The following is a 19986-nucleotide window of genomic DNA, read 5'->3' as shown; positions in this document are numbered from 1 at the left end:
CAATACCGTCACCGAAAGTTCTTTCAGTGCTCCTTGCGAACTCGAGGGCAAATTGCTCTAGTTTAGATGTCATAAACTCAAATTGCTCAACATTCGTAAATCGTCGCTTCTTGGATCTCAACCCCGTCATTTTCTACGGGACTATCCGATCAGTCTTCAGCGAGGTTTGCCCATGGTCGTCCACGAGAGCTTCTGGCATTCTGATCACAGGGTAATGATTCTAAGGACACGTGATGCGGCATCGAGCAACTCCACTGGTGATGTTATTGACATTGATCCTCGCGATATCTTCAGCTTCCGCAGAGCAGCGAGGGCGCGGTGGGGAAGGCGGCGGTGGAGATAAGTCGGGTGGCGGCCGCCCGGGTGGATCAAGCTCTTCTGCAGAGAAATCTGGCAGCAAGCCGCCGGGTGGCGCCTGGTCTTCACCTTCAGGTAAAAAGCCTGGCACCAGCCAGGGGGATTTGCCGGGCAATGAGGACAAGAAAAATCCTTTCAATGCCAACAACCCACAGGGGGCCGCAGCGGCAGCTAATAAAAACAAATCATCCAATCCGAGTGGTGCTGAAGATGCAGCCGCAGGTGCTGCCGCATCACGTCGAAATCAGCCCACGGCTTCTGGAGCGGAAGGCGCTGCCGCTGGTGCGGCTGCTGCCAATAAAAATCAGCCGACAATGTCCGGTGCCCAGGGAGCTGCTGTTGGCGCTACGGCAGCTAAAAACAATCAACCAGCCGTATCCGGCGCAGCGGGCTATGCAGCTGTGAGGGATTCCTTCGATCATCCCAGCCTTTATACACCCGAATGGCATGGAGACAATCAGGCGGCATGGACAGCGTCGAACTGGCCAGCCAATGCCGCCTATACCAACGCCAGCCACGCGGCAGTGGCAGCGCACTGTGGCTACCAGACGAACGCTGCTGTCTCCTACGGATACGGCGACAACGTCAATTATGAAAACCAGATGGTTGTCGTGAATGGCCAGGTGGCAGGGAGTGCTGCAGCATACAGTCAGCAGGCAGCGCAAATGGCCAACAATGGACGAAACGCGACGACAACACCTGCTGATGACTGGTTGCCGTTGGGCGTCTTCGCCCTGGTTCCTTCTGAAGACCAGCAGCCTCAGTTGACAGTGCAGCTGGCGATCAACAAACAGGGAGTGTTACGAGGTAACTATACAGAACTCGTTTCCGACCACACTCAGCTGATTCATGGAATGGTTGATCCACAAACACAGCGGGCTGCATGGACTGTCGGTGATTCCGAGGGTTTCTATATGGAAGCGGGCCTTAAGAATCTGACCGATGGTGATGCTCCCGTTCTCATTCATCGACGTGGCAAGACCGAACGCTGGGTGCTCGTCAGTTTGCCTCAACCGCAAAGTGCAGCAGCCAATTCCAACAATCCGGGAAATGGAAACTAAGCGGCCGATCATATCGAGCGTCAGGCCAGCCCTTGAGAACGCTCACCCACTGACGGCTTATTGAATTTTTGATCCGAGTAATCCATCTCCCGGCACCCAACTTTGCGAGGCTGCCGGGAGTTTTTCGTTTCTAGCATTCCCGGGAGGCAAAGAGTCTTTTAAGTGGCCGTGGGTTCTTCCATGCGTGAACTATCAACCAGACCCGCCTACAGGTTAAAGATCTATGGGCAAAAAACATGCAGCATCCATCACTTCGCTCAGCAGAGTGTCGCTCAACGAAAGTCCTTGGGCCGATCCTGCCATAAAGTTTCTTGAGCTCTCAAAATGGCAGTTCACTCCCAGCGCCATGGTTCGATCACACCGGCAGCCAGCAGCCCACCGATCAGTGCAAAGCTCATGGCAATCAAGCGGACAGTCATCACGGCTCGATCCTCACCCAGACGACTCTTCAGCCATTGACCCTTTCGGGTTTCAGCCACAATCCACACAGCGCGCTGCAGGAAGAAGAGGCTCATCCCGATCAGTGCCAGACCCATCGCCAGTTCTTGAGAAATCACGCGGTCACCTTTCCGGGATTCTGCTGCTCCGATTACCATAATCGAGAGCAATCCGTTAATCTTCACGCATATCTTGCGCTATTTGATGTGGATCCGTCATCCATCGACAGTCGCCTTCATTCGGAATTGAAATATGAACATCGAGGATCTCCAAAAGCTCTTTTGCGAGTTCCCCTTGCGGCGTATTGCAGTTCTGGGAGATTTCTTTCTCGATAAGTACCTTGAGATTGATTCCGGCCTGTTAGAAACAAGTCAGGAAACAGGTCGCAAAGCCCATCAGGTGGTGGGAGTCCGCCGTAGCCCCAGTGCTGCGGGGACAGTGATCAACAACCTGGCCGCTCTAGGTGCCGGGGAACTTTATGCCCTGGGAGCCATTGGTGATGATGGCGAAGGGTACGATCTCCATCAAGGGTTGAGGAAGCTGGGTTGTTCGACAGATGGCCTGCTGCGTTGCCCTGAAATCCGCACTCCCACCAGCATCAAGCCGACAGAAATTCATATCCCGGGCCTGCAGGGAGAAATGCACCGTTACGATGTGCGAAATCGTCATCCGACACCGCAATCGGTCATCGCCCAACTTACGGCGGCACTCACACACATTTTGCCGCGAGTCGATGCGTTGATCATTATGGATCAAGTGGAAATTCAGAACACAGGCGTCATCACATCGTCGATGCGAGATGTCCTTGCTGAGTTGGCACTACGGTTTCCCAAAGTGACTTTCTGGGCCGATAGCCGACGGAATGTGCGCCACTTCCGCAATATCATCATCAAGCCCAATCAGTTCGAAGCGGTCGGACGATTCAAGCCACTCCCTGGCGACGAGCTTGATGAGAAAGATTTGATTCCGGTCGTCCCTCGCTTGCGGGCCGAAACCGGTGCGACCGTTTTTGTGACTTTGGGCGAAAAAGGGATCATCGTGAGTGATCCCAAACAGCAGCTCATCCCGGGGTTGAAGGTCACAGGTCCGGTTGATCCCACAGGTGCAGGCGATGGGGCCACAGCGGGTGCGGTGCTGACTCTGGCTTCTGGTGGTTCTGTAATCGATGCCGCCATTGTGGCCAATCTGGTGGCGGGGGTGACTGTCCAGCAATTGGGAGCAACGGGAACTGCGACTCCTGCACAGGTTCTCGCAGCATTTCGTCAATGGCAGGAGCAACACGGCTCACTTTCGTTCAAATAATTTGGATTCGCGACCCGCTGGTTGTCATACTTTGACTGGTCAAATGCGTTCTTTGCCGTTTGTACGATGGAAATCTGCAGGTTCGCTCACACTGAAACATCACCAGGGAATACCCGCATGCCAGAAAACCTCCCCATTTCTTCCCGCCGGCAGTTTTTTGGCGATTTCACACATGGTTTGACAGTCGCTGCGGCTACCGCGGCTGGCTTGTCTGCATCATCAGGTTCACTCCTGGCCAGCGAACCTGCGGTTCCCGCCAATGAGCTGCTCAAGAAGAAGACCCGCTTGTCGCTGGCGGCATACTCCTGGAATGCCCGTCTCGCGAAAGCCTGGGATGAAAAGACTCCTCCCAAGGGAGCGACGATCCCGACGTTCATCGACTACTGCGCTTCGCTCGGCCTCGATGGCTGCGAATTGACAAGCTACTACTTCCCCAAGGATGTCTCGCCTGAGTACCTCTACGCCTGCAAAAACCAGGCATTCCGTAAAGGCCTTGATATCACGGGGACAGCCATTGGGAACGATTTCTGCCTTCCCGAAGGCCCGGCTCTCGACGCCCAGATGGCGATGACAAAGCAGTGGATCGACAACTCCGTTCTGCTGGGGGCACCGGTGATTCGTATCTTCGCCGGGAAAGTTGCTAAAGGAGACACCGAGGAAATTGCCTTCGAACGCTGCGTGAAGGGGATCACCAAAGCGGTCGAATATGCTGCCAGCAAAGGGGTTTGCCTGGCACTGGAGAATCATGGCGGGATCACTGCCACACCCGAACAACTCCTCAAAATCTACCACGCTGTTCCCGCTTCTCCTTTCTTTGGAATCAATTTTGACAGCGGGAACTTTCGGACGGCGGATCCTTATGCCGATCTCGAAAAAATTGCCCCCTTCGCCATCAATGCGCAGCTCAAGGTGGAGATGTTCAAGACCGACGGCAAGAAGGAACTGGCCGATATCCCACGCATTCTTTCCATACTGAAGAATGCCGGCTATCAGGGCTATCTCATCCTCGAATACGAAGCCGCCGAAAGCCCCGACGAGGCCATCCCCCGCTACGTGGAGACACTCCGAAAACTGCTGGATGCCTAGATGTGAAGGTATGGGGCACACTACTAGGTTTTGGATGGATTTGTACTGGGCTTTTGCGACGTATCTTCCTGAGCATTGAAATGCCAAATCCTAACCACTCATCTCTTAACATCGATGATCTACTGATCGATAGTTTCACACTGAAACAAGATCTGCCTCGTTTTGTCATCCAGAAGCCGCCGAGCGTGAATGATGCCTGTTCTGGCTACCAATTGGCAGCCGGAGGGAAGAGTCAGTCTTTGAATCTTCTTTTTTGGTGCATTGTTCTGGCAGCTGCGATTTCATTCATCGCCATTCAGTTCAGCTCAATTGCTCATTTCGAAAGCCGGATTCTGTTTTTTGTTTTAACAGGTATCATGGTGATATGGATCTTTCTGCCAAACCGTAGAAACAAAAAATATTTCACGATGATGGCAGAAAAGGGGCTAGGCATATTTGAGGTTGGAACCACTGTTATTGCTGATGAAGCTGTCTGGCTCATCTATCCGGACTCTACTTCACGATTTGCATGGCAGCGATTTGATCTTTTTCAATCGAACCGGGATGCTATTGCACTAAGAATTCGCGGTGGACCTACATTTGTAATCCTGACACGCTCCCAAGTGGATCATCCAGAGGACTGGGAAGGCCTCTCCAATTTCATTGGCGGGCAGTTTCAGAAATACTCTTCCAAGTCGAATATGACAGCGACGAGTTAATGAAGGTTTGCAACGGCTCACTTCTGCAATCAAGTATTTCAGGCGTCGTCGCCGAGCATCATTCGCAGATAGCTCTCGTAGCGTACTCGTGGGATCAGATCCATCTGCACAGCCCGGATCACGGCACAATCTTCTTCCCGATAATGGCGGCAACTGGGGAAGCGGCACAGCGCCACAAAGGGGCGAAACTCGACAAAATAGCCTTCGATTTCTTCCGGTCGAACATCCCAGAGTTCCATCTGCCGGATGCCGGGCGTATCGACAACCCAGCCACCTTCAATCAGTGGCAAGAGTTGTGTGTACCGCGTTGTGTGTTTGCCTTTCTGCGTGACTTCACTCACCTGGCCGGTCTGGAGAGACAATCCGGGCTGAACAGCATTGAGCAGGCTCGATTTCCCGACACCGCTTTGCCCGGCGAAGACCGTCTGTTCATTTTTGAGCAGTTGCCGCAATCGATCCACACCGTAGCCAGTGGTCACGCTCGTCATCACGACGTCGCAGCCAATCTGGGAATACCAACCCAAAAGTGAGACCAACTCGACGGGATCAACCAGGTCGATTTTATTGACGCAGACAATCGGGTGTACGCCTCCCTTACCGGCACTGACAAGAAAACGATCGATGAGCGCTGGCTTCAGATTCGGCTGCGCTGCCGAGCCCACAATGAGCATCTGGCTCACGTTCGCCACCAGAATGTGTTCGCGATTCTGGTGCCCACGGGAGAGGACTCCTTCGCGGGGCTCGACTCGCTCGATCACACCCGTTGTCTCATCAGAGGCTGTGATCCAGACCTTATCGCCCGCCACGACGGCATTCCGGGTTTCGCGGGCGACTGTTCTGACAATGCGCCGGACACTGCACATGAATCGGCGGCCATCTTCAACCTGGACAGTGCATTGAGTCGATCCCACAGAAGAGAGGACTCGACCATAAAGTGCCTTCTCGGGATCAATCTCGAGCACAATCCGGTTGCCATCCAGCGTGGCACCGCTGATGGTGCGTTTGCGGCTCATTTCATTGCGGCCGCGAACACGCTCGCTCGATTTCAATTCAAAAACGCGGTCCGCATCGACTTCCACATCTCTGGTGAAATCATTCTTGCGTTGCCGCGTGCTGCGATTCTTCAGCAGGTTGGCCCGCAGTTGAGGTTTCGGCTTTTTGGCCATAAGTGGCAGATCCCGCAAAAAACCGATCTCTATGAATTCACTCCACAGAGGAACACAGGGGTAGATTCATTCATTTCTTGACCAGTTCAATCTCGACAACGATTCTTCCCAGGCAGTTCGCAGCAAACTGATCTGATCATCCAGATCCCGATGAAACTGCAATTCCAATTCGGAGTTCACGTTAGATTGTTCCAACCGGCCAGCAATCAGTTTACCAGATCGAGCCGTCTCAGCGGTATGGAAGGTCAAGTTTCCCGATTTGCCAGTTGTTGCAAACAAGCCGGGAAGTTTTTCCAGAAGCTGAGTCGCATCGGGGACTGTGGCCATCGTGATGACACCCAGCGATGAAAGCTCACTCCCCGCTGTGGCGGCTTGAACGTTGCCAGTCTCTTCAATCAGCAGTTGTGTGCAGCCTTCAGGCGCGACGATGGGCGGGTCCAACGGATAAGACCTTGTGCCAATCTCGATAGCGAGCTGCCTGTTTTCATTCCAGACGAGATGGCCCACCCGTGTCAGCAGTTGTTGTTGATCATGTCGCACAACAAACCAACCGTAGCCTTGAATCGCGAGGTCCAGGGGTCTTTCGGTAATGATCCATTCGCCGGGTGTTGGGTCGATGGTCGTACTCAAAGTCGGCACTTGATCTGCCAGTGGAGTGCCATGGCTTTGGAGTTGGACCACCCGGCGGCGATAACCAATTGTCTTCGCCTGAGCCATGTTCTGGCGGTGAATGTGCTGTGCTGCGCGAAGGACTCGAATTTCTGGAGCCACCGCTTCGATCACATCGGCTGTGCGCAAGACCTCACCGCTGGAAGGAGCAGGAATCTGGTGGCTGCCAAATTCTCCGGGAAATGTTTCATCGGGCTGCGATGGGATCGCATTCGAGTCCCGGCCCGACGGTTGATCCGAGTTTCCGGGAATCCCAGGATTCTGAGAGCCGATTTCCAGGGAAGATTTTGGCAATCCCACAGGGAATTGCTGCCTCAGCCGAATGAGATCTCTCAGCGATTCCACAGGGACGTCCTGGAACTGCTCCACCCAGATATTGAGTTCGTCTTCGCTGGCGTTCGGCAACTCCTTTTTGATGACGTCGAGACGTTGTTGGCGAGCCGCCATTTCACGTGGTGAACGAGGAGCGCTGTGATCCAATGGAGCTTTAGGAGCTTGGGAAGGTGAATTCGGCACTTGCACCGGGGTCTCCAGAGGAAGATCCGGCAAGGTCGCGGGTTCTTTCAGCGGTAATTCATTGGGAGGGCCACTGTCTGCCTGAGACAGAGGCAATGGCGATGCGTGAGGTTGGAACGGCGCAGGTTCGGAAATGCGTGGTTCGGTTCCGCCAGAGGAATGATTCGTCCGCGATCCCGTACTGGCGAGCAGTCTGCTGCCAGAAAGTGCCGCCTCCTTCTCCGAGAGCTTTGCCGCCTGACGGCTTTCAGCAAACGCTGCGGCACGCGCGTCCTCGGCTGGTCGATGCCTTGGGGGAAAGCTCTCGGCATGAGGCCATAGATTCAGCAACGCAATATGCACCCCAATTGTGGATGCACAAACAACAAGAACCTTCGTCAACATCGACGATTGGGAAAACTGGGTAACCGGAGAGGAATCTTGTGGACTCGGTGATTCGTTGCTCATGCAGGGATTCTCCGAGCAGATCTATCAGTTCAGGTCGTTGGCAGAGTCTAAGGATTTTGATCAGCACGGGAATCAAATGCAGCGCTGAGTCAATATGAAAACACGGAATTCTGTGGTGACAATTCGCCGTAAGTCATTTCCCGAAAGAATCTTTCGCCAATAACTCTCACGCATTTTAGCAATTCAATCAACATTGATGAAGGTCGAAGTTCCTGCAATCTGCGACCTCCCATCAGGGAAAACTCTCAAAATGCCAGCAAACACACCGACACATTTTGATGTTTTCGCCTGTTGAATTGTCGTGGTTTCCGATACAATAGGTTAGTGGTTCTACGGCTCTTCTTGCCGACTTCTCTTTTAATCCCATCGACAAAGGCTAGTTTCATGTCAAGACGTTCTGGATTTACGCTCATTGAACTCCTGGTGGTGATTGCAATTATCGCCATTTTGATTGCCCTGCTGCTTCCCGCTGTCCAGCAAGCCCGAGAAGCAGCTCGCCGTACACAGTGCCGTAACAATTTGAAGCAACTGGGCCTGGCACTGCACAACTACCACGATGTTTTTGGCTCTTTCGTTTACCGCAAAGGTGGCACACGCGGAAACGGCGATGCTTCTCGAAACGACGGAAACTACAACCGTCGTACGGGCATGATTTCCTTACTTCCATACCTCGACCAAACTCCATTTTACAATAGCATCGAAGCAGGCAATCCAGCTGCCACCCCTGTTCCGGTAGCACCTGGAGGTGCTGCACCCTGGGCAGGCTGGAGTGGTTACAACATGAATATCGCGGCACTCAAGTGCCCATCAGATCCATTCGAAGTTCGTCCCCGTGGCACAGTGAGCTATGCCTTCAACATGGGTGACTTTATCACCAACAACCGAGACGAAACCCGCACGAATGGTTTGTTTGCCTGCAATGCAACGTACGGTGTTCGCGATGTTACAGATGGTACGAGCAATACTCTGGCATTCGCCGAGCGTTGCATTGGAAACATTGACTGGCAGTCTCAGAATAGTGTCGATGTTCGGCGTGGTACTTTGGGTGGGGTAGCGACGATTACCACAAATCCTGGCTCGTGTGTGACTTCGGTTGCTGCTGTCAGTGCGAATCGTCGTTTTACAACGTCGACCAACGTCAAAGGGAAGTTCAGCTCATTCTGGGCTGATGCTCAGGCTGAGAATGTGGGCTTCACCCCGATTCTCTCTCCGAACTCCCCTTCTTGTACAAATGACACCAACACCACGTCTGATGCAGCCAGCAGCGTTCTCTCTGCCAGCAGCTATCACACAGGTGGTGTTCATGCTTTGATGGCTGACGGTGCTGTCCGATTCATCTCCGATAACATCGATGCTGGTGGCCTCGGGGCCAACGCCAATACACTCGGCGGGCCCAGCCCACATGGCGTCTGGGGTGCACTGGGAACTCGTGCTGGTGGCGAAGTCACTGGTGATTTCTAATTAGCGACTTCTAATCGCCGATTTCTAACGTGACACTCAAGTCAGTCTCACAATTAGAGATTGGCGGCCTTCCTGGCCAGAAAATCTTTCACTGCGGCATCTTCCGTCAGGCCCATGGCGATCATGAGATCACTGTGGGCCTGACTGTTTTGGCCTTGCCGTCGAGCGAGTTCCGCTGAAACCACCCACCAGGGCTGATAAGTTCTGCATGCCTCGCGCGGAATCAGAGCGAATCGTTCCTTCGCCTGTTCCATCTGGTTCGCTTGCAGTAAAGCCCCGACTTGAGCCACTCTCGCACCCAGAGAGGGTGCAAAGCTCAGCAATCCCTCATAGAGCACGGCAATCGCTGGCCAGTCCACAACCGCCTGCCCCGAAGTAAAGTGCCGCCGGGCACAATGGGCCGATTGAATCGCCGCTTCCCATTGAAATCGACCCGGGGCTTGTTGTTGAAAAGCGGCACTTAGAGTGGCTTCGGCTTCATCGAGCATTGCCCCGTCCCAGAGTTCCGGCGATTGTTCGAGCAGCGGAACATACTGGTCTTCGCTTCCACGCCTGGCGTCACGCCGCGCCTCACAGAAGAGCAGGAGTGCATACAGCCCTGCCGCTTCGGCAGATTGAGGTAATATTTTTTGAACCACTTGTGCCAGCCAGATGGCTTCTCTGGCGAGAGCTCGGGTACCAGACTGACCAGACATCGTTTCATCGAAGGCCGTTCCGTAGGCCGCATAGATGGCACTGAGAACATCATCCAGTCGATCCCGCCATTCGTGCTCAGGTGGCAATTCAAAGGGAATTTTTGCCACTTTCAGTTTGTTTTTTACCCGGACGAGACGCTGACTCATCGTCTGCGGATTGATCAGAAACGCCGAAGCAATTCGGCTCGCATCGATTCCCAGAACGGCCTGCAAAATGAGTGGCGTTCTCATCGAAGGTTCGATCGCGGGATGAGCGCAGGCAAACATCATGGCCAGCCGATCATCCTGCAGAGGAACTTCGGTCGAGTGCATTGCCGATTTCTCCTGCAGGAGAGCCATGACCGGGCTGATGACTTCGCGGAGCACACGATCTCGCAGTTGCGTATGCCTGGTCTCATCGAGCCATTTCCGCTGCGCGACTCGAATCAGCCATGCTTCAGGATCGACTGGTAACCCGCTGTGTGGCCACGTTTCCAGTGCGGTCAGCAGAGCGCTCGCCAGGGCATCTTCTGCAGCGGCCAGGTCATTCGTCTTCCGACAGATGATGGCAATCAGCCGGCCATAGCTCTCGCGGGCCACGCGTTCGACCGCCAGATGCCATTCCCCGGAAGTCACGCGATAATCAGCAGCATTTTGTGAACCACTCATCGCGTCTTCCGGCCTCGAACTTTTGCGATTCGACCTCAATTGCGTACACAAAAACTCATTATCCGTTCATCGGCAGGATCGGTCGCACTTCTGCTGAACCCGTTAGAGCCGCAGGACAACGTGCTGCCCATTCGAGTGCCGCTTCGAGATGAGGCACATCGATCACGAACATCCCACCTAACTGCTCCTTGGTATCTGCGAAGGGACCATCCTGCACATCGCGCTTTCCGTCACGAATTCGCACCGTTGTCGCAGTGCTGATGGGCTGTAAAGCATTACCGCCCGCCATGACACCCGCTTGAACTAGTGCATCCGAATAGGCTTTGTAGGCTCCCCAATAAGCACCTGCCCGCTCTGGATGATTGCGAGCTTCTGTTTCATGAGCTGTTTCATAAACCAAGACGGCATAAAGCATTTTCAGTTCCCTGATCTCTTGGCGAGGCGTTCGAACGCCATCGCCTTCAGTCAATTCTCTGGCGAGATCCACGACCTCACTCAGCAAGATGACGATTGGCGGATGGCCATTTCGACAGGAATTTGATTTTTTTCGAAATGTTTATGGCAAATCGCGACGGGCAATCGCGGACTCAATCTCCATTAACGTTTCATGGTTGAGTTTTCCCGCCATCGCGAACGCGTTTTCCTGAATCTGTTCGGGCCGGTGGGCTCCGCACAGGGCCGAGGTAATCCCCGCCTGCTGAATCGTCCACTGGAGCACCAGCCGGGCGACCGAAAGCTCACACCGCCTGGCAATCGCCTTCAATTCATCCAGCAAATCCTGGTTCCGTTGCCACTCTTGCCCCTGAAAGACGGCATACTTATGGCGGCTGTCTGTCGGAGGGAAAAGATGCTCTCGCGGATAATGACCCGCCAGCAAGCCTTTCATCAGCGGCCAGTAGACAATGCACGAAACGTGGTTTTCCCGGCACCACGGCAACTGAGACTGTTCGATTTCCCGTTGCACCATGTTGTAGCGCGGCTGATATGCCGACAGGGGGCACACCCGATGAAACGCCGACAACTGTTCCAAAGTCGCATTCGAAAGACCGGCACTGCGAATCTTCCCCTGCTCGAACAGTCGTACAAATGCCTCGGCAGAAATCTCGACGGGAACCTGTGGATCCGGGCCGTGGAGATAGTACAAGTCGATGACATCGGTACCGAGTCGCTGAAGACTCTCTTCACATTGCCGGACGATGGTTTCGGGTCGCCCATCTTTCACTTGAACTCGATCTGCACTCCATTGAATGCCACCTTTCGATGCGATCACAATTTTGTCTCGCACATGGCCTAAGGCTTCCGTAATCAATCGATCCGACTCTCCCTCGTAACCGTAGCAGTACGCGGTATCGAAGAAGTTGATCCCGGCATCAAAAGCCGCCTGAAGTGTGGCGAGACTTCGAGGTTTCGTCACGCCTTGTGTTGTAATACCCGCAATTGGCCAGCACCCCATCGCAATGCTCGTGACCCGAATATCGGTGGCACCCAGCGTTCTTAACTCTGGCAGCATGGGGCCTGGCTGTGAGGATACGCTCGAATCTGTTGGTGCTGACATATACTGCTCAACCTCTGGAAAGCGAATCGTGAGAGGCCATCGTAATGAAAATGACGGAAGACCTGACTTCACTTTAAGGAAGCGACGATGCCGCCAGTCTATCATTCGAGCAGCCTGAGAACTCCTGAGTCATCGCGTCGATAGCTCGGATATCTTTCTCTTCTCATCAAGTCAGCGATCCGTCCGAAAGTTTTTCATGCGACCAGTGCCGCTAACCACCCTTGCCCATGAACTGCTCAGGCAGCATCTGCAGCCGGGAGATTTTGCGATTGATGCGACTGCCGGGAATGGCCATGACATGGAGTTTCTCGCCAGAACGGTCGGCCCGGCAGGGTTGGTATGGGCCTTCGATGTTCAGGAGCAGGCGATCGCTGCCAGTGAATACCGGCGGTCTCAAGCGGGGGTGAACTGGGTGCAATTACAACAGGTTTCGCACAGCCAGATGAAAGCCGTGATCCCCGAAAAGTATCATGGGAAGTTGGCCGCCGTCATGTTGAATCTGGGCTATCTCCCCGGAGGCGATAAGTCCATCACTACCACGGCGACGGAGACGATCGCGGCACTGGAACAGGCCTTGATGCTGCTTTCTGCGACCGGCCTGCTGACGGTCATGCTCTATCCCGGTCATCCGGCGGGGGCAGCGGAAACCCAGGCTGTGAGGGAATGGGCTCAAGGTTTACCTGCGTACTTCGAAGTAAAGACCCAGCAATATGCGGAACGTGGCCCCCTCTCAGCAATACTGATGACCATTCACAAACGACCAGAGTCAGCTCTCCACACTCTATGAATCCCGTCACGATGATCAATCGTTGAAGATCATCCTCTTCGGGCAGCACGTTTATTTCTGGTCATGCAGACATCGGCAATCCGGCCATTCTCTTCAAGTGCGATATGAAACCGTTCGTCTCCTTCGAGATGATGCGCCGTCATATGGTATGACGAACTGACCTTGGCCAGGTAGGGCCGCAACTCGGGTTCTTTGAGGGGCCGCAACATCCCCCACGAACCATCACCTAAGTAAGGGACGCCATATTTATCTTTTCTGCCATCGGTTAAAGGATGTGACCGTTTGAAGAGATGGTCGTGATGTTCCAGAACGACATCGACGTTGTAGCGTTCAAAGAGCGGGCACCAGAGTTTTCGCTGGGCAGCCCCCGTTCCCGGCTTATCGCTGTCGATATTGGCAGCTCGATACGATGGATAAGCGGGGACATGATTGGCCACAAAGAGATGTTTTTTGTCTTGTCGTGCGGCCAGTGTTTTTTCGAGCCATGACGTCTGTTCCCCTTCGATGGGCGAAATATGATCGGTATCGAGCAATACAAGGCTGAAGTCATCACCGATATCGTAGACACCGTAGGTCGTATCCGGAAAAAAACAGTCGAAGACCGAGAGGTAGGAGCCCGCCTTTTCACGGGGCTGTTTATAAGCACCATCGACTTCATGGTTTCCTGGACAGGCCAGCAGCGGAATGAGCCGGCCCTGGGGGTCAACCATGTGAGCTCGGTAGTTCTTCAGGAATTTTATAAAGGTTCGGGGCGATTTACCGTTGTCGTAAGCGAGATCGCCGGCAAGGAGAGCAAAGTAAGGTTCCTGCCGGGCTGCAAGTTGATTAGTTCCGATTGCATGGCTGCCTGTTCCCGCATCACCACCTGAGACAAAGTGAAAGGTATCAGTCAGCTTTTTGGGCATGGTTCGAAAGCGGAACGTGGGAGCATCGGCCCCCATACGAAATCGATACTCTGTCCCCGGTTGAAGTGACGAAATACTGGCACGGTAGACTTTATCTTTCGTCATCGGGAAAGGCTTTGTTGTGACCTTGGCGATCTGCCAGTTGTCACTTTCCAGTGGAGAGTAGGCGATCTCAAGTTCGTTTCCGTGATCCTGATCGACCCATTGAATGCAGATGGTCGATGTCGGATCTCCCGGCCATGTGAGAAACATCGTTTCCGGCCCCTCGACCTGCGGTGAGACAGGCATCCCGTCCGCACCGAGAACTTTGCCGTGGGCATAGCGGTCGTCGAATGGGAGTAGATTTGAGGCAGCACTGAAGGCTGCCGCACTGAGCGTTAAGCCAAGAAACTGACGACGATCAACAACGTTCATCGAGAAGACCTCTGGCAGAGAATCTGGTGGGAAGTATCAAGGCCGTTACAGATGGTGGGAACCTGTGGGCTTCTATAGCCGCAATTGAAACAGGCCACAATTCGAGCAAAAAGTGAAGACCTGCTTCAGGAATCTTGCCGAGTTCATGAATTCCGTGCCAGTCGAAAGACTTCAGACGCATGAAGATTTAGCAAATTGGATTGATGATATGCGACTACTCTTTACACAAAGCCCGCAACGACCCGGGCATCTCAATGGAACCCATCCCATACTTTTCAGGATCGAGAACGACCTGATTCATTTCGCTCGATGAGTCGCTGAAGTACGACCGCCTCATACCCGCGTCCGGTGGGTGTGTAATAGCTTCGGGGCTCCGTCAGGTAATCCTGCTTGACCCGGCCACAGGGCGTGTCAAATTGGCGGCCCGAGTTCCTCCAGCAAGATGTCGCTGAACCACGCCGCCCCCTCGGCGTCACCCGGATCCACTTCGGCGACCAGACGGAACTCATTAGATGGCAAGGGGCCGGAAGGGGAACTCCCGAAGAGTTGTCCGTCGAGGTACGCCAACCACTCCCCACCCTGGAATTCGACGCGCAGTTCGTGAACCGAATCGGCGGGCAGAGTGATGAACCGCTCCGCGAAAACTGTCTCCAGACTTCCTGTCGGGAGCATTCGACGGCCCCAGCGGATCGAGTCGGGAGTCGCTTGAAAGACCATCGACCGGGTTTCGCCGTGCCGGGCCGACGGCTCCTCCGGAAATTGCAGCTCAACGATCTGCGCGCTCTGTCTCTGCCATAGGACGGAGAGGCGAAAGCCGTCCAGTCGCATCATGCCACCGTTCACAGGTTTGGCGAGGGGATATCCCAAGGCACCTCTTCCCGATAAGACGAATCCTCCTTCCTCATCCTTCGCGCCGGGTACCCAGGCTCCACGAATCGTACGCCATCCATTGAGCGACGCACCATCGAAACATTGTCGAACCCAGCCCGTAGCTTGCCAATTCCTCGGCCCGGTCAATTTGGGGTTGATCGGCAGAGACCACCAGAACCCGGCGGCGATGGCAGCCAGCCCGACGACAATCGCGGAAATGGTCATCAGGCGGCGAGACCATGCAACGAGTGAATGGCGGTATCGATCCGGGGAGGTTCCTGGTGTGGCAGATGACCTCTGTGGGATCGACGCCGACACTCCGGCAGGGTCTGTCGACTGTTGGATTGTGTCGATTCGATGGAGCAGGGTCGCGTAGTCGTTGGGCCGCTCGGTCTCTTCACGGTGAATCATCCTCTCGACGAGTGAGACCGAATCGGCGGAAAGTCCGGGGCGGAGTTCCCTCAACGCCGCAGGATCCCGAAGCATTTTTCGCGAATAGATCTGCGTCAACGTGTAGCCATGATAGGGGGGGTGGCCGCAGAGCAGATGATAGGCCGTGGCTCCCAGCGCATAGATGTCGGACTTCAAGCCGACCTGGGAACCCATGATTTGTTCGGGAGACATGTAGTGTGGGCTGCCCACGGCGGCGTTTTCCCTCGTCAGGCGGGTTTGCGCGTCAAAATCCTCCTGCAGGAGGGCGAGTCCGAAGTCCGCGATTTTGACGAACGGAACACCCTCAGGGAGGGGATATCCGCTCGGCGGCGTCACCAGCAACAGGTTCGCCGGTTTGATGTCGCGATGCGTGACTCCCCGCTCGGCGGCGTACGCCAAGCCTGTCGCGACCTGACGGATCATCCCCCAGACGATCCTTTCGGGGAGAAACCTTTCCTTAGGGATGAAGACCTCAGCGTCTTGGCCATCAAGATACTCCATGGCAAGATACAGTCGACCGGCATGCTTTCCCGAATCGAAGGCGGTCACGATATGCGGATGGGAAAAGCTGCCAATGGTGCGGATCTCATTTTCAAAGCGGGCGACCGCCGTACTTGAAGCAGATCCGCTCCGCACGAGCTTCAGGGCTACGATGCGGTCGAACGCTAACTGCCGAGCCTTGTAGACGACGCCCATGCCTCCCTGTCCGAGGAGCGACAGCAGCTCATAACCCGGAATCTGATCCAAAGGACTTCTCAGAGCTTCGATGACATCGATCTGGTCATGTGAAAGTCGGCCGGCGTTGAGTGCTGCTTGTGCCGAAGAGATGCCAGAGCTTGCCGACAAAGCTCCCAACTGGTCAGCAACGACTTGCTCCAACAAACCGTTCCGAACCGCGACTGCAAGGAACTCGTCATCCAGTGGCATCTGGCATCAACCTCGCGGAGCTTGCATCGTAGCGATGTCTGGTTCGGAGAAAGCGGTTTAACGCTATGTGCCCACCCGGGCGGCGTTCGTCATCGATGTGTTGAGGGTATCCAGTTGCCGCAGGATCGCCTGGACCGAGGGACGGTCAGCCATACTCTCGCCCACATAAGCAAAGCGAATCGCGCCGGTTCGATCCAGAATGTAGGTCGCGGGTTTCGATAAATCCTGGCGAATACCCAAAAGGTCGACCACTTTCAGCCCCACATCTACTAACAAGGGGAAGGAAGGTTGAGCGCCGGGAGCCAACGCGACCCGTTTGTTCGCGGCTGCCAGAAATTCGCCGCTGCGGGAGCGATCGTTTTCACTGCCGAGCGGATAGATCACTACGACTTCGGCACCGCGCGACTTGATCGCCTCATGGTTGGCGATGAACCTCGAAGTCTGTGTCGAACAGACCGGACAGATCGAACCGGCGTAGCCGCTCGTGACTACGACCACAAGATTGCCAGTTTTAAGAAAGTCACTCAACCGAACGGGTTTCCCGTCGGGCGTCGTGAGTTCGAGGCTTGACAGCTCCACAACCGGGGTGTCCTGACTGATGACCTCGTCGTGGAACGTGATGACGGAGGAATCAACGTCGGCCCCACCCTCGTGGGTTGTCACCGTGGTGGAGGAACGCTCAGGTGCAGTCTCTTTGATCGCGCCACAACCGTAGCCCATCAGCGATATGAAGGTGATCATTAGCGCCAAAACCGCACGCATGGCAGATCCTTCTCATCTGTTGTCGCATCAGATCGTTCTCGTACCACTTGATCGTGTCTGACACTTGTTGTCCCGGCCACGACCTGAGAAGGCTAACGTCTGCCCGTCGTGGTGGCCAGCAGGGGATGTTACTCTTTGGATACATGCGGAACGTTCCACGTTGCGGAGAAAACTGGAATTCGCAGAAAATTGTTGTCACCTGCTTCCGCGTCCAACAGCGGCGAGCCGACAAGACATCACTCGTTCCGGGGCAACCTGCCCGACCCGTGATCATGCAGAGCGGCACCCTGGCAGGCACCCAGTCCGGTGCAGGTCTGTCGGGCGAGGATGTCGATCTTGATAAAGGCCGCGACGGAGTCTTCACCGGCAGGGACAACCGCCGGAGCGGGCGGATCGGCGAAACACGCCTCTGCCAGGACGCTCCCTACGTTCAGAAAGATGATCATCCGCAGCAGGCTCTCCGATGTCATGCAAATCTCCGGCAACGTGGTTTCCAGGCCGAAGTGACGGCCGCCACTCAACAATTTGAACGCGGATCGCAGTGCGTGGCAAAAGTGAAATCTTGATCGGTAGTAATTCTCCGCACCAAAGATGTTTAGTCGCCTTGCCGTTGCCGACGGCGAGAAACCTCCTGTTCATAGCCGCGATCCGTGGGTGTGTAATAGCTTCGAGGCTCCGTCAGGTAATCCTGCTTGACCCAGCCGTCTGGGGCATCGTGAGGATACTGGTAACCTTCACCATGGCCCAGGCGTTTAGCACCGGGATAGTGGCCATCCCGCAAATGATTCGGGACTGGCAGAATGTATTGTTTCTGAATGTCGCTCAGTGCCTGGTTGATCGCATTGTAAGAGGCGTTCGATTTTGGAGCCGTGGCGACATAGATCGCCGCTTGTGCTAAAGGAATTCGGCCTTCTGGCATGCCGATCATCTCGAGTGCCTGAGCGGCAGCCATCGCGACAACCAGTGCCTGAGGATCGGCCATGCCCACATCTTCACTGGCGGCAATCACAATCCGGCGGGCAATAAAGCGGGGCTCTTCTCCAGCTTCCAACATGCGGGCCAGCCAGTAAATTGTCGCATCGGCATCACTGCCACGCATGCTCTTGATAAACGCACTGATGACGTCGTAGTGATCATCACCACTTTTGTCGTAACGAATGGCCTTCTTTTGCAGCGATTCCTGTGCGATTTCGAGGGTGAGTTCCAGAACCCGGGAATCTAACGATTCGACAGCGATTTCGAGAGCTAAAAGCGCCCTGCGTGCGTCGCCATCGCTACTGGCTGCCAGGAAATCAAAGACTTCTTCGGGAACTTTCAGGTTTTTCTGGCCGTAACCTCGCGTCTCATCGGATAAAGCCTGACGTAGAACGGCTTTGATTTCTTCCGTAGAGAGCGGCTTCAATTCAAAGATCTGGCTACGGCTGAGAAGCGGAGCAATCAGTGCGAAGAAGGGATTGGCCGTCGTGGCAGCCACTAAGGAGACAACTCCCTGTTCGACATCGGGCAACAGCACATTCTGTTGCTGCTTGTTGAAATGATGCAGTTCGTCGACAAAGAGCAGTGTTTTCGTGCCGCTCGATTTGAGCCGCTCGCGGGATTCATCAAGAGCTTCTCGCAGTTCCTTGACACCGGTGGCAGCGGCATTGAGTGCGATGAATCGCCGCTTTGAGCTTTTGGCGATGAGTTCAGCGAGAGTTGTCTTTCCGACGCCGGGCGGGCCATAGAAGACGACAGAATGAATGCGATCGGCAATCAACATTCGCCGGAGGAGCGTCCCTTCTCCCAGGACATGTGACTGCCCGATGAACTCGTTGAGGTTCCGTGGACGCATCCGGGCAGCGAGTGGCTTGGCATCCTCAAGATGCGACGCCTCAATACTGGCAAAGAGAGACATGGATCACCTGGCATGTGGAAGACTTGTTCCCTCGCCATTATGGCATGGTCAGTGGAAGAGTCTATGGTGAGGCTTCACGCCAGAGGTGGAGTGAGTAACAAGTGTTGAGGAGCAACTGAATTGGTGGATTAGCATCCACCCAACAAAGACTTGCCAGACGCAGGCCCCACAAACAAAACCAGAGGCTGCCGGTTGAGAGTCATTGGTTGATGGAACTCCCGTTGACCCTGCGTCGGAGGCGGCCCTGCAAACTGAACCAGGGGCTGCCGGTTGAGAGCGATTGGATGATCAATGTTGCCATCAACGCCGCCTCAGAGGCCGCCCCGCAAACAAAAAAGTGCAACCTCCGCGCGAGCCGTGTGAGCACTGATGGTTATCTGAACCCTTAATGTTCAGGTGGATGCCGAACGCCCGGGTTGTGTGAGCCGAGAGGCTGCATTCGCAGCATCGGATATACACGCGGCCAGACGGATCCGACATCCGAAACAATGATTGTAGGGTCAACGCATTCGGCTCATCACGCACACCGCAGGGGATGCACAAACCTTTGCAGGCTGCGAAAATGGTAGCGCGCTGAAGGAGTGCTGACAAGTTCTATCGACAGGCGAAACATGATCTTCTTCAAAAGTTCGATTCTGGTTGAGTTCAAATGAACCGGCTGCAGATGCGGATGGGATCAATTGGCACAACTCATGCATTGTTTGTCGGAGAACTTGTCAGAAACCCAAGGGTTGAACCCATTTTTTGTAAGGTTTACGCTAAACTGAAGGAAATATTGAAAAGTCTGTTCCCGGATTTTCAAACAGAGATCTAACCGGGGGCAGACTGTCATTTTTCAACCTGCCCCAATTGACACATAATCGCTGCTGCCCTCCCCCCATTGCTGAGCGGATTCT

The 19986-nt window shown here is 54.6% G+C and carries 17 protein-coding genes and 1 other RNA gene; 7 read left to right on the top strand and 11 right to left on the bottom strand.

Going from position 1 to position 19986, the window contains the following annotated elements; genetic code table 11:
• Positions 1-233: 233 nt before the first annotated feature.
• Positions 234-1418 (top strand): hypothetical protein, encoded by a 1185-nt coding sequence (locus PLIM_RS02950; protein WP_013108833.1) that lies wholly within the window; start codon positions 234-236, stop codon positions 1416-1418.
• A gap of 332 nt (positions 1419-1750) precedes the next feature.
• On the opposite strand, the gene PLIM_RS02945 is transcribed toward PLIM_RS02950, so the two are convergent.
• Entirely contained in the window at positions 1751-2041 is a 291-nt protein-coding gene (locus PLIM_RS02945; RefSeq protein WP_131818374.1) for a hypothetical protein, read from the bottom strand.
• A 67-nt stretch (positions 2042-2108) separates the two neighbouring features.
• Here PLIM_RS02945 and PLIM_RS02940 point away from each other — a divergent pair, with 67 nt between their 5' ends.
• The 3 genes from PLIM_RS02940 (at position 2109) to PLIM_RS02930 (ending at position 4942) form a co-directional block, all read left to right on the top strand.
• Positions 2109-3158 (top strand): bifunctional heptose 7-phosphate kinase/heptose 1-phosphate adenyltransferase, encoded by a 1050-nt coding sequence (locus PLIM_RS02940; RefSeq protein ID WP_013108831.1) that lies wholly within the window; start codon positions 2109-2111, stop codon positions 3156-3158.
• Between the two features lie 117 nt (positions 3159-3275).
• Positions 3276-4244: a sugar phosphate isomerase/epimerase family protein gene (locus PLIM_RS02935; RefSeq protein WP_013108830.1), complete on the top strand. Its 969-nt coding sequence runs from the start codon at positions 3276-3278 to the stop codon at positions 4242-4244.
• A 2-nt stretch (positions 4245-4246) separates the two neighbouring features.
• Entirely contained in the window at positions 4247-4942 is a 696-nt protein-coding gene (locus tag PLIM_RS02930) for a hypothetical protein (protein WP_148226953.1), read from the top strand.
• A gap of 38 nt (positions 4943-4980) precedes the next feature.
• Here the strand turns inward: PLIM_RS02930 and rsgA are convergent, their stop codons facing one another.
• Together rsgA and PLIM_RS22305 are read right to left on the bottom strand one after the other, a co-directional pair.
• Positions 4981-6108, bottom strand: a complete 1128-nt coding sequence (gene rsgA, locus PLIM_RS02925) for a ribosome small subunit-dependent GTPase A (RefSeq protein ID WP_013108828.1) — start codon at positions 6106-6108, stop codon at positions 4981-4983.
• A gap of 66 nt (positions 6109-6174) precedes the next feature.
• On the bottom strand, positions 6175-7740 hold the full coding sequence (locus tag PLIM_RS22305) for a flagellar basal body rod protein-like protein (protein ID WP_013108827.1): 1566 nt from the start codon (positions 7738-7740) through the stop codon (positions 6175-6177).
• 384 nt (positions 7741-8124) lie between these two features.
• Here PLIM_RS22305 and PLIM_RS02915 point away from each other — a divergent pair, with 384 nt between their 5' ends.
• The gene (locus tag PLIM_RS02915; RefSeq protein ID WP_013108826.1) at positions 8125-9201 is read left to right on the top strand and encodes a DUF1559 domain-containing protein; all 1077 of its coding nucleotides are present in this window, start codon (positions 8125-8127) and stop codon (positions 9199-9201) included.
• A 53-nt stretch (positions 9202-9254) separates the two neighbouring features.
• Here the strand turns inward: PLIM_RS02915 and PLIM_RS02910 are convergent, their stop codons facing one another.
• The 3 genes from PLIM_RS02910 to PLIM_RS02900 all read right to left on the bottom strand — a co-directional run bounded on the left by PLIM_RS02910 (position 9255) and on the right by PLIM_RS02900 (position 12099).
• Positions 9255-10544, bottom strand: a complete 1290-nt coding sequence (locus PLIM_RS02910; protein WP_013108825.1) for an RNA polymerase sigma factor — start codon at positions 10542-10544, stop codon at positions 9255-9257.
• 58 nt (positions 10545-10602) lie between these two features.
• Complete coding sequence (locus tag PLIM_RS02905; RefSeq protein ID WP_013108824.1) at positions 10603-10959, bottom strand: YciI family protein; 357 nt, start codon at positions 10957-10959, stop codon at positions 10603-10605.
• Positions 10960-11100: 141 nt separating this feature from the next.
• The gene (locus PLIM_RS02900) at positions 11101-12099 is read right to left on the bottom strand and encodes an aldo/keto reductase (protein WP_230849380.1); all 999 of its coding nucleotides are present in this window, start codon (positions 12097-12099) and stop codon (positions 11101-11103) included.
• Positions 12100-12295: 196 nt separating this feature from the next.
• Here PLIM_RS02900 and PLIM_RS02895 point away from each other — a divergent pair, with 196 nt between their 5' ends.
• Positions 12296-12886, top strand: coding sequence for a class I SAM-dependent methyltransferase (locus PLIM_RS02895; protein WP_013108822.1), 591 nt, complete (start codon positions 12296-12298; stop codon positions 12884-12886).
• A gap of 29 nt (positions 12887-12915) precedes the next feature.
• Here PLIM_RS02895 and PLIM_RS02890 read toward each other — a convergent pair whose 3' ends face one another.
• The 3 genes from PLIM_RS02890 to PLIM_RS22295 form a co-directional block, all read right to left on the bottom strand.
• A complete protein-coding gene (locus tag PLIM_RS02890; RefSeq protein WP_013108821.1) occupies positions 12916-14205 on the bottom strand; it encodes a purple acid phosphatase family protein in 1290 nt (429 codons plus the stop codon).
• Positions 14206-14616: 411 nt separating this feature from the next.
• Positions 14617-16434 carry a serine/threonine-protein kinase gene (locus tag PLIM_RS22300; RefSeq protein WP_013108819.1) on the bottom strand — a complete coding sequence of 606 codons (1818 nt, stop codon included), beginning with the start codon at positions 16432-16434 and terminating at the stop codon, positions 14617-14619.
• A 63-nt stretch (positions 16435-16497) separates the two neighbouring features.
• Entirely contained in the window at positions 16498-17196 is a 699-nt protein-coding gene (locus tag PLIM_RS22295) for a peroxiredoxin family protein (protein WP_013108818.1), read from the bottom strand.
• Positions 17197-17249: 53 nt separating this feature from the next.
• On the opposite strand from PLIM_RS22295, the gene PLIM_RS02875 reads away from it, so the two are divergent.
• Positions 17250-17762: a hypothetical protein gene (locus PLIM_RS02875; RefSeq protein ID WP_196349518.1), complete on the top strand. Its 513-nt coding sequence runs from the start codon at positions 17250-17252 to the stop codon at positions 17760-17762.
• Between the two features lie 29 nt (positions 17763-17791).
• Here PLIM_RS02875 and PLIM_RS02870 read toward each other — a convergent pair whose 3' ends face one another.
• Complete coding sequence (locus PLIM_RS02870) at positions 17792-19090, bottom strand: replication-associated recombination protein A (protein ID WP_013108816.1); 1299 nt, start codon at positions 19088-19090, stop codon at positions 17792-17794.
• A 339-nt stretch (positions 19091-19429) separates the two neighbouring features.
• Positions 19430-19628: non-coding RNA, 6S RNA (gene ssrS, locus PLIM_RS23455), on the bottom strand.
• Positions 19629-19986: the final 358 nt, after the last annotated feature.

Origin of the sequence: Planctopirus limnophila DSM 3776 (assembly GCF_000092105.1) — a bacterium.
Lineage (GTDB): Bacteria > Planctomycetota > Planctomycetia > Planctomycetales > Planctomycetaceae > Planctopirus > Planctopirus limnophila.
This window is presented reverse-complemented; position numbering and strand designations above follow the sequence as displayed.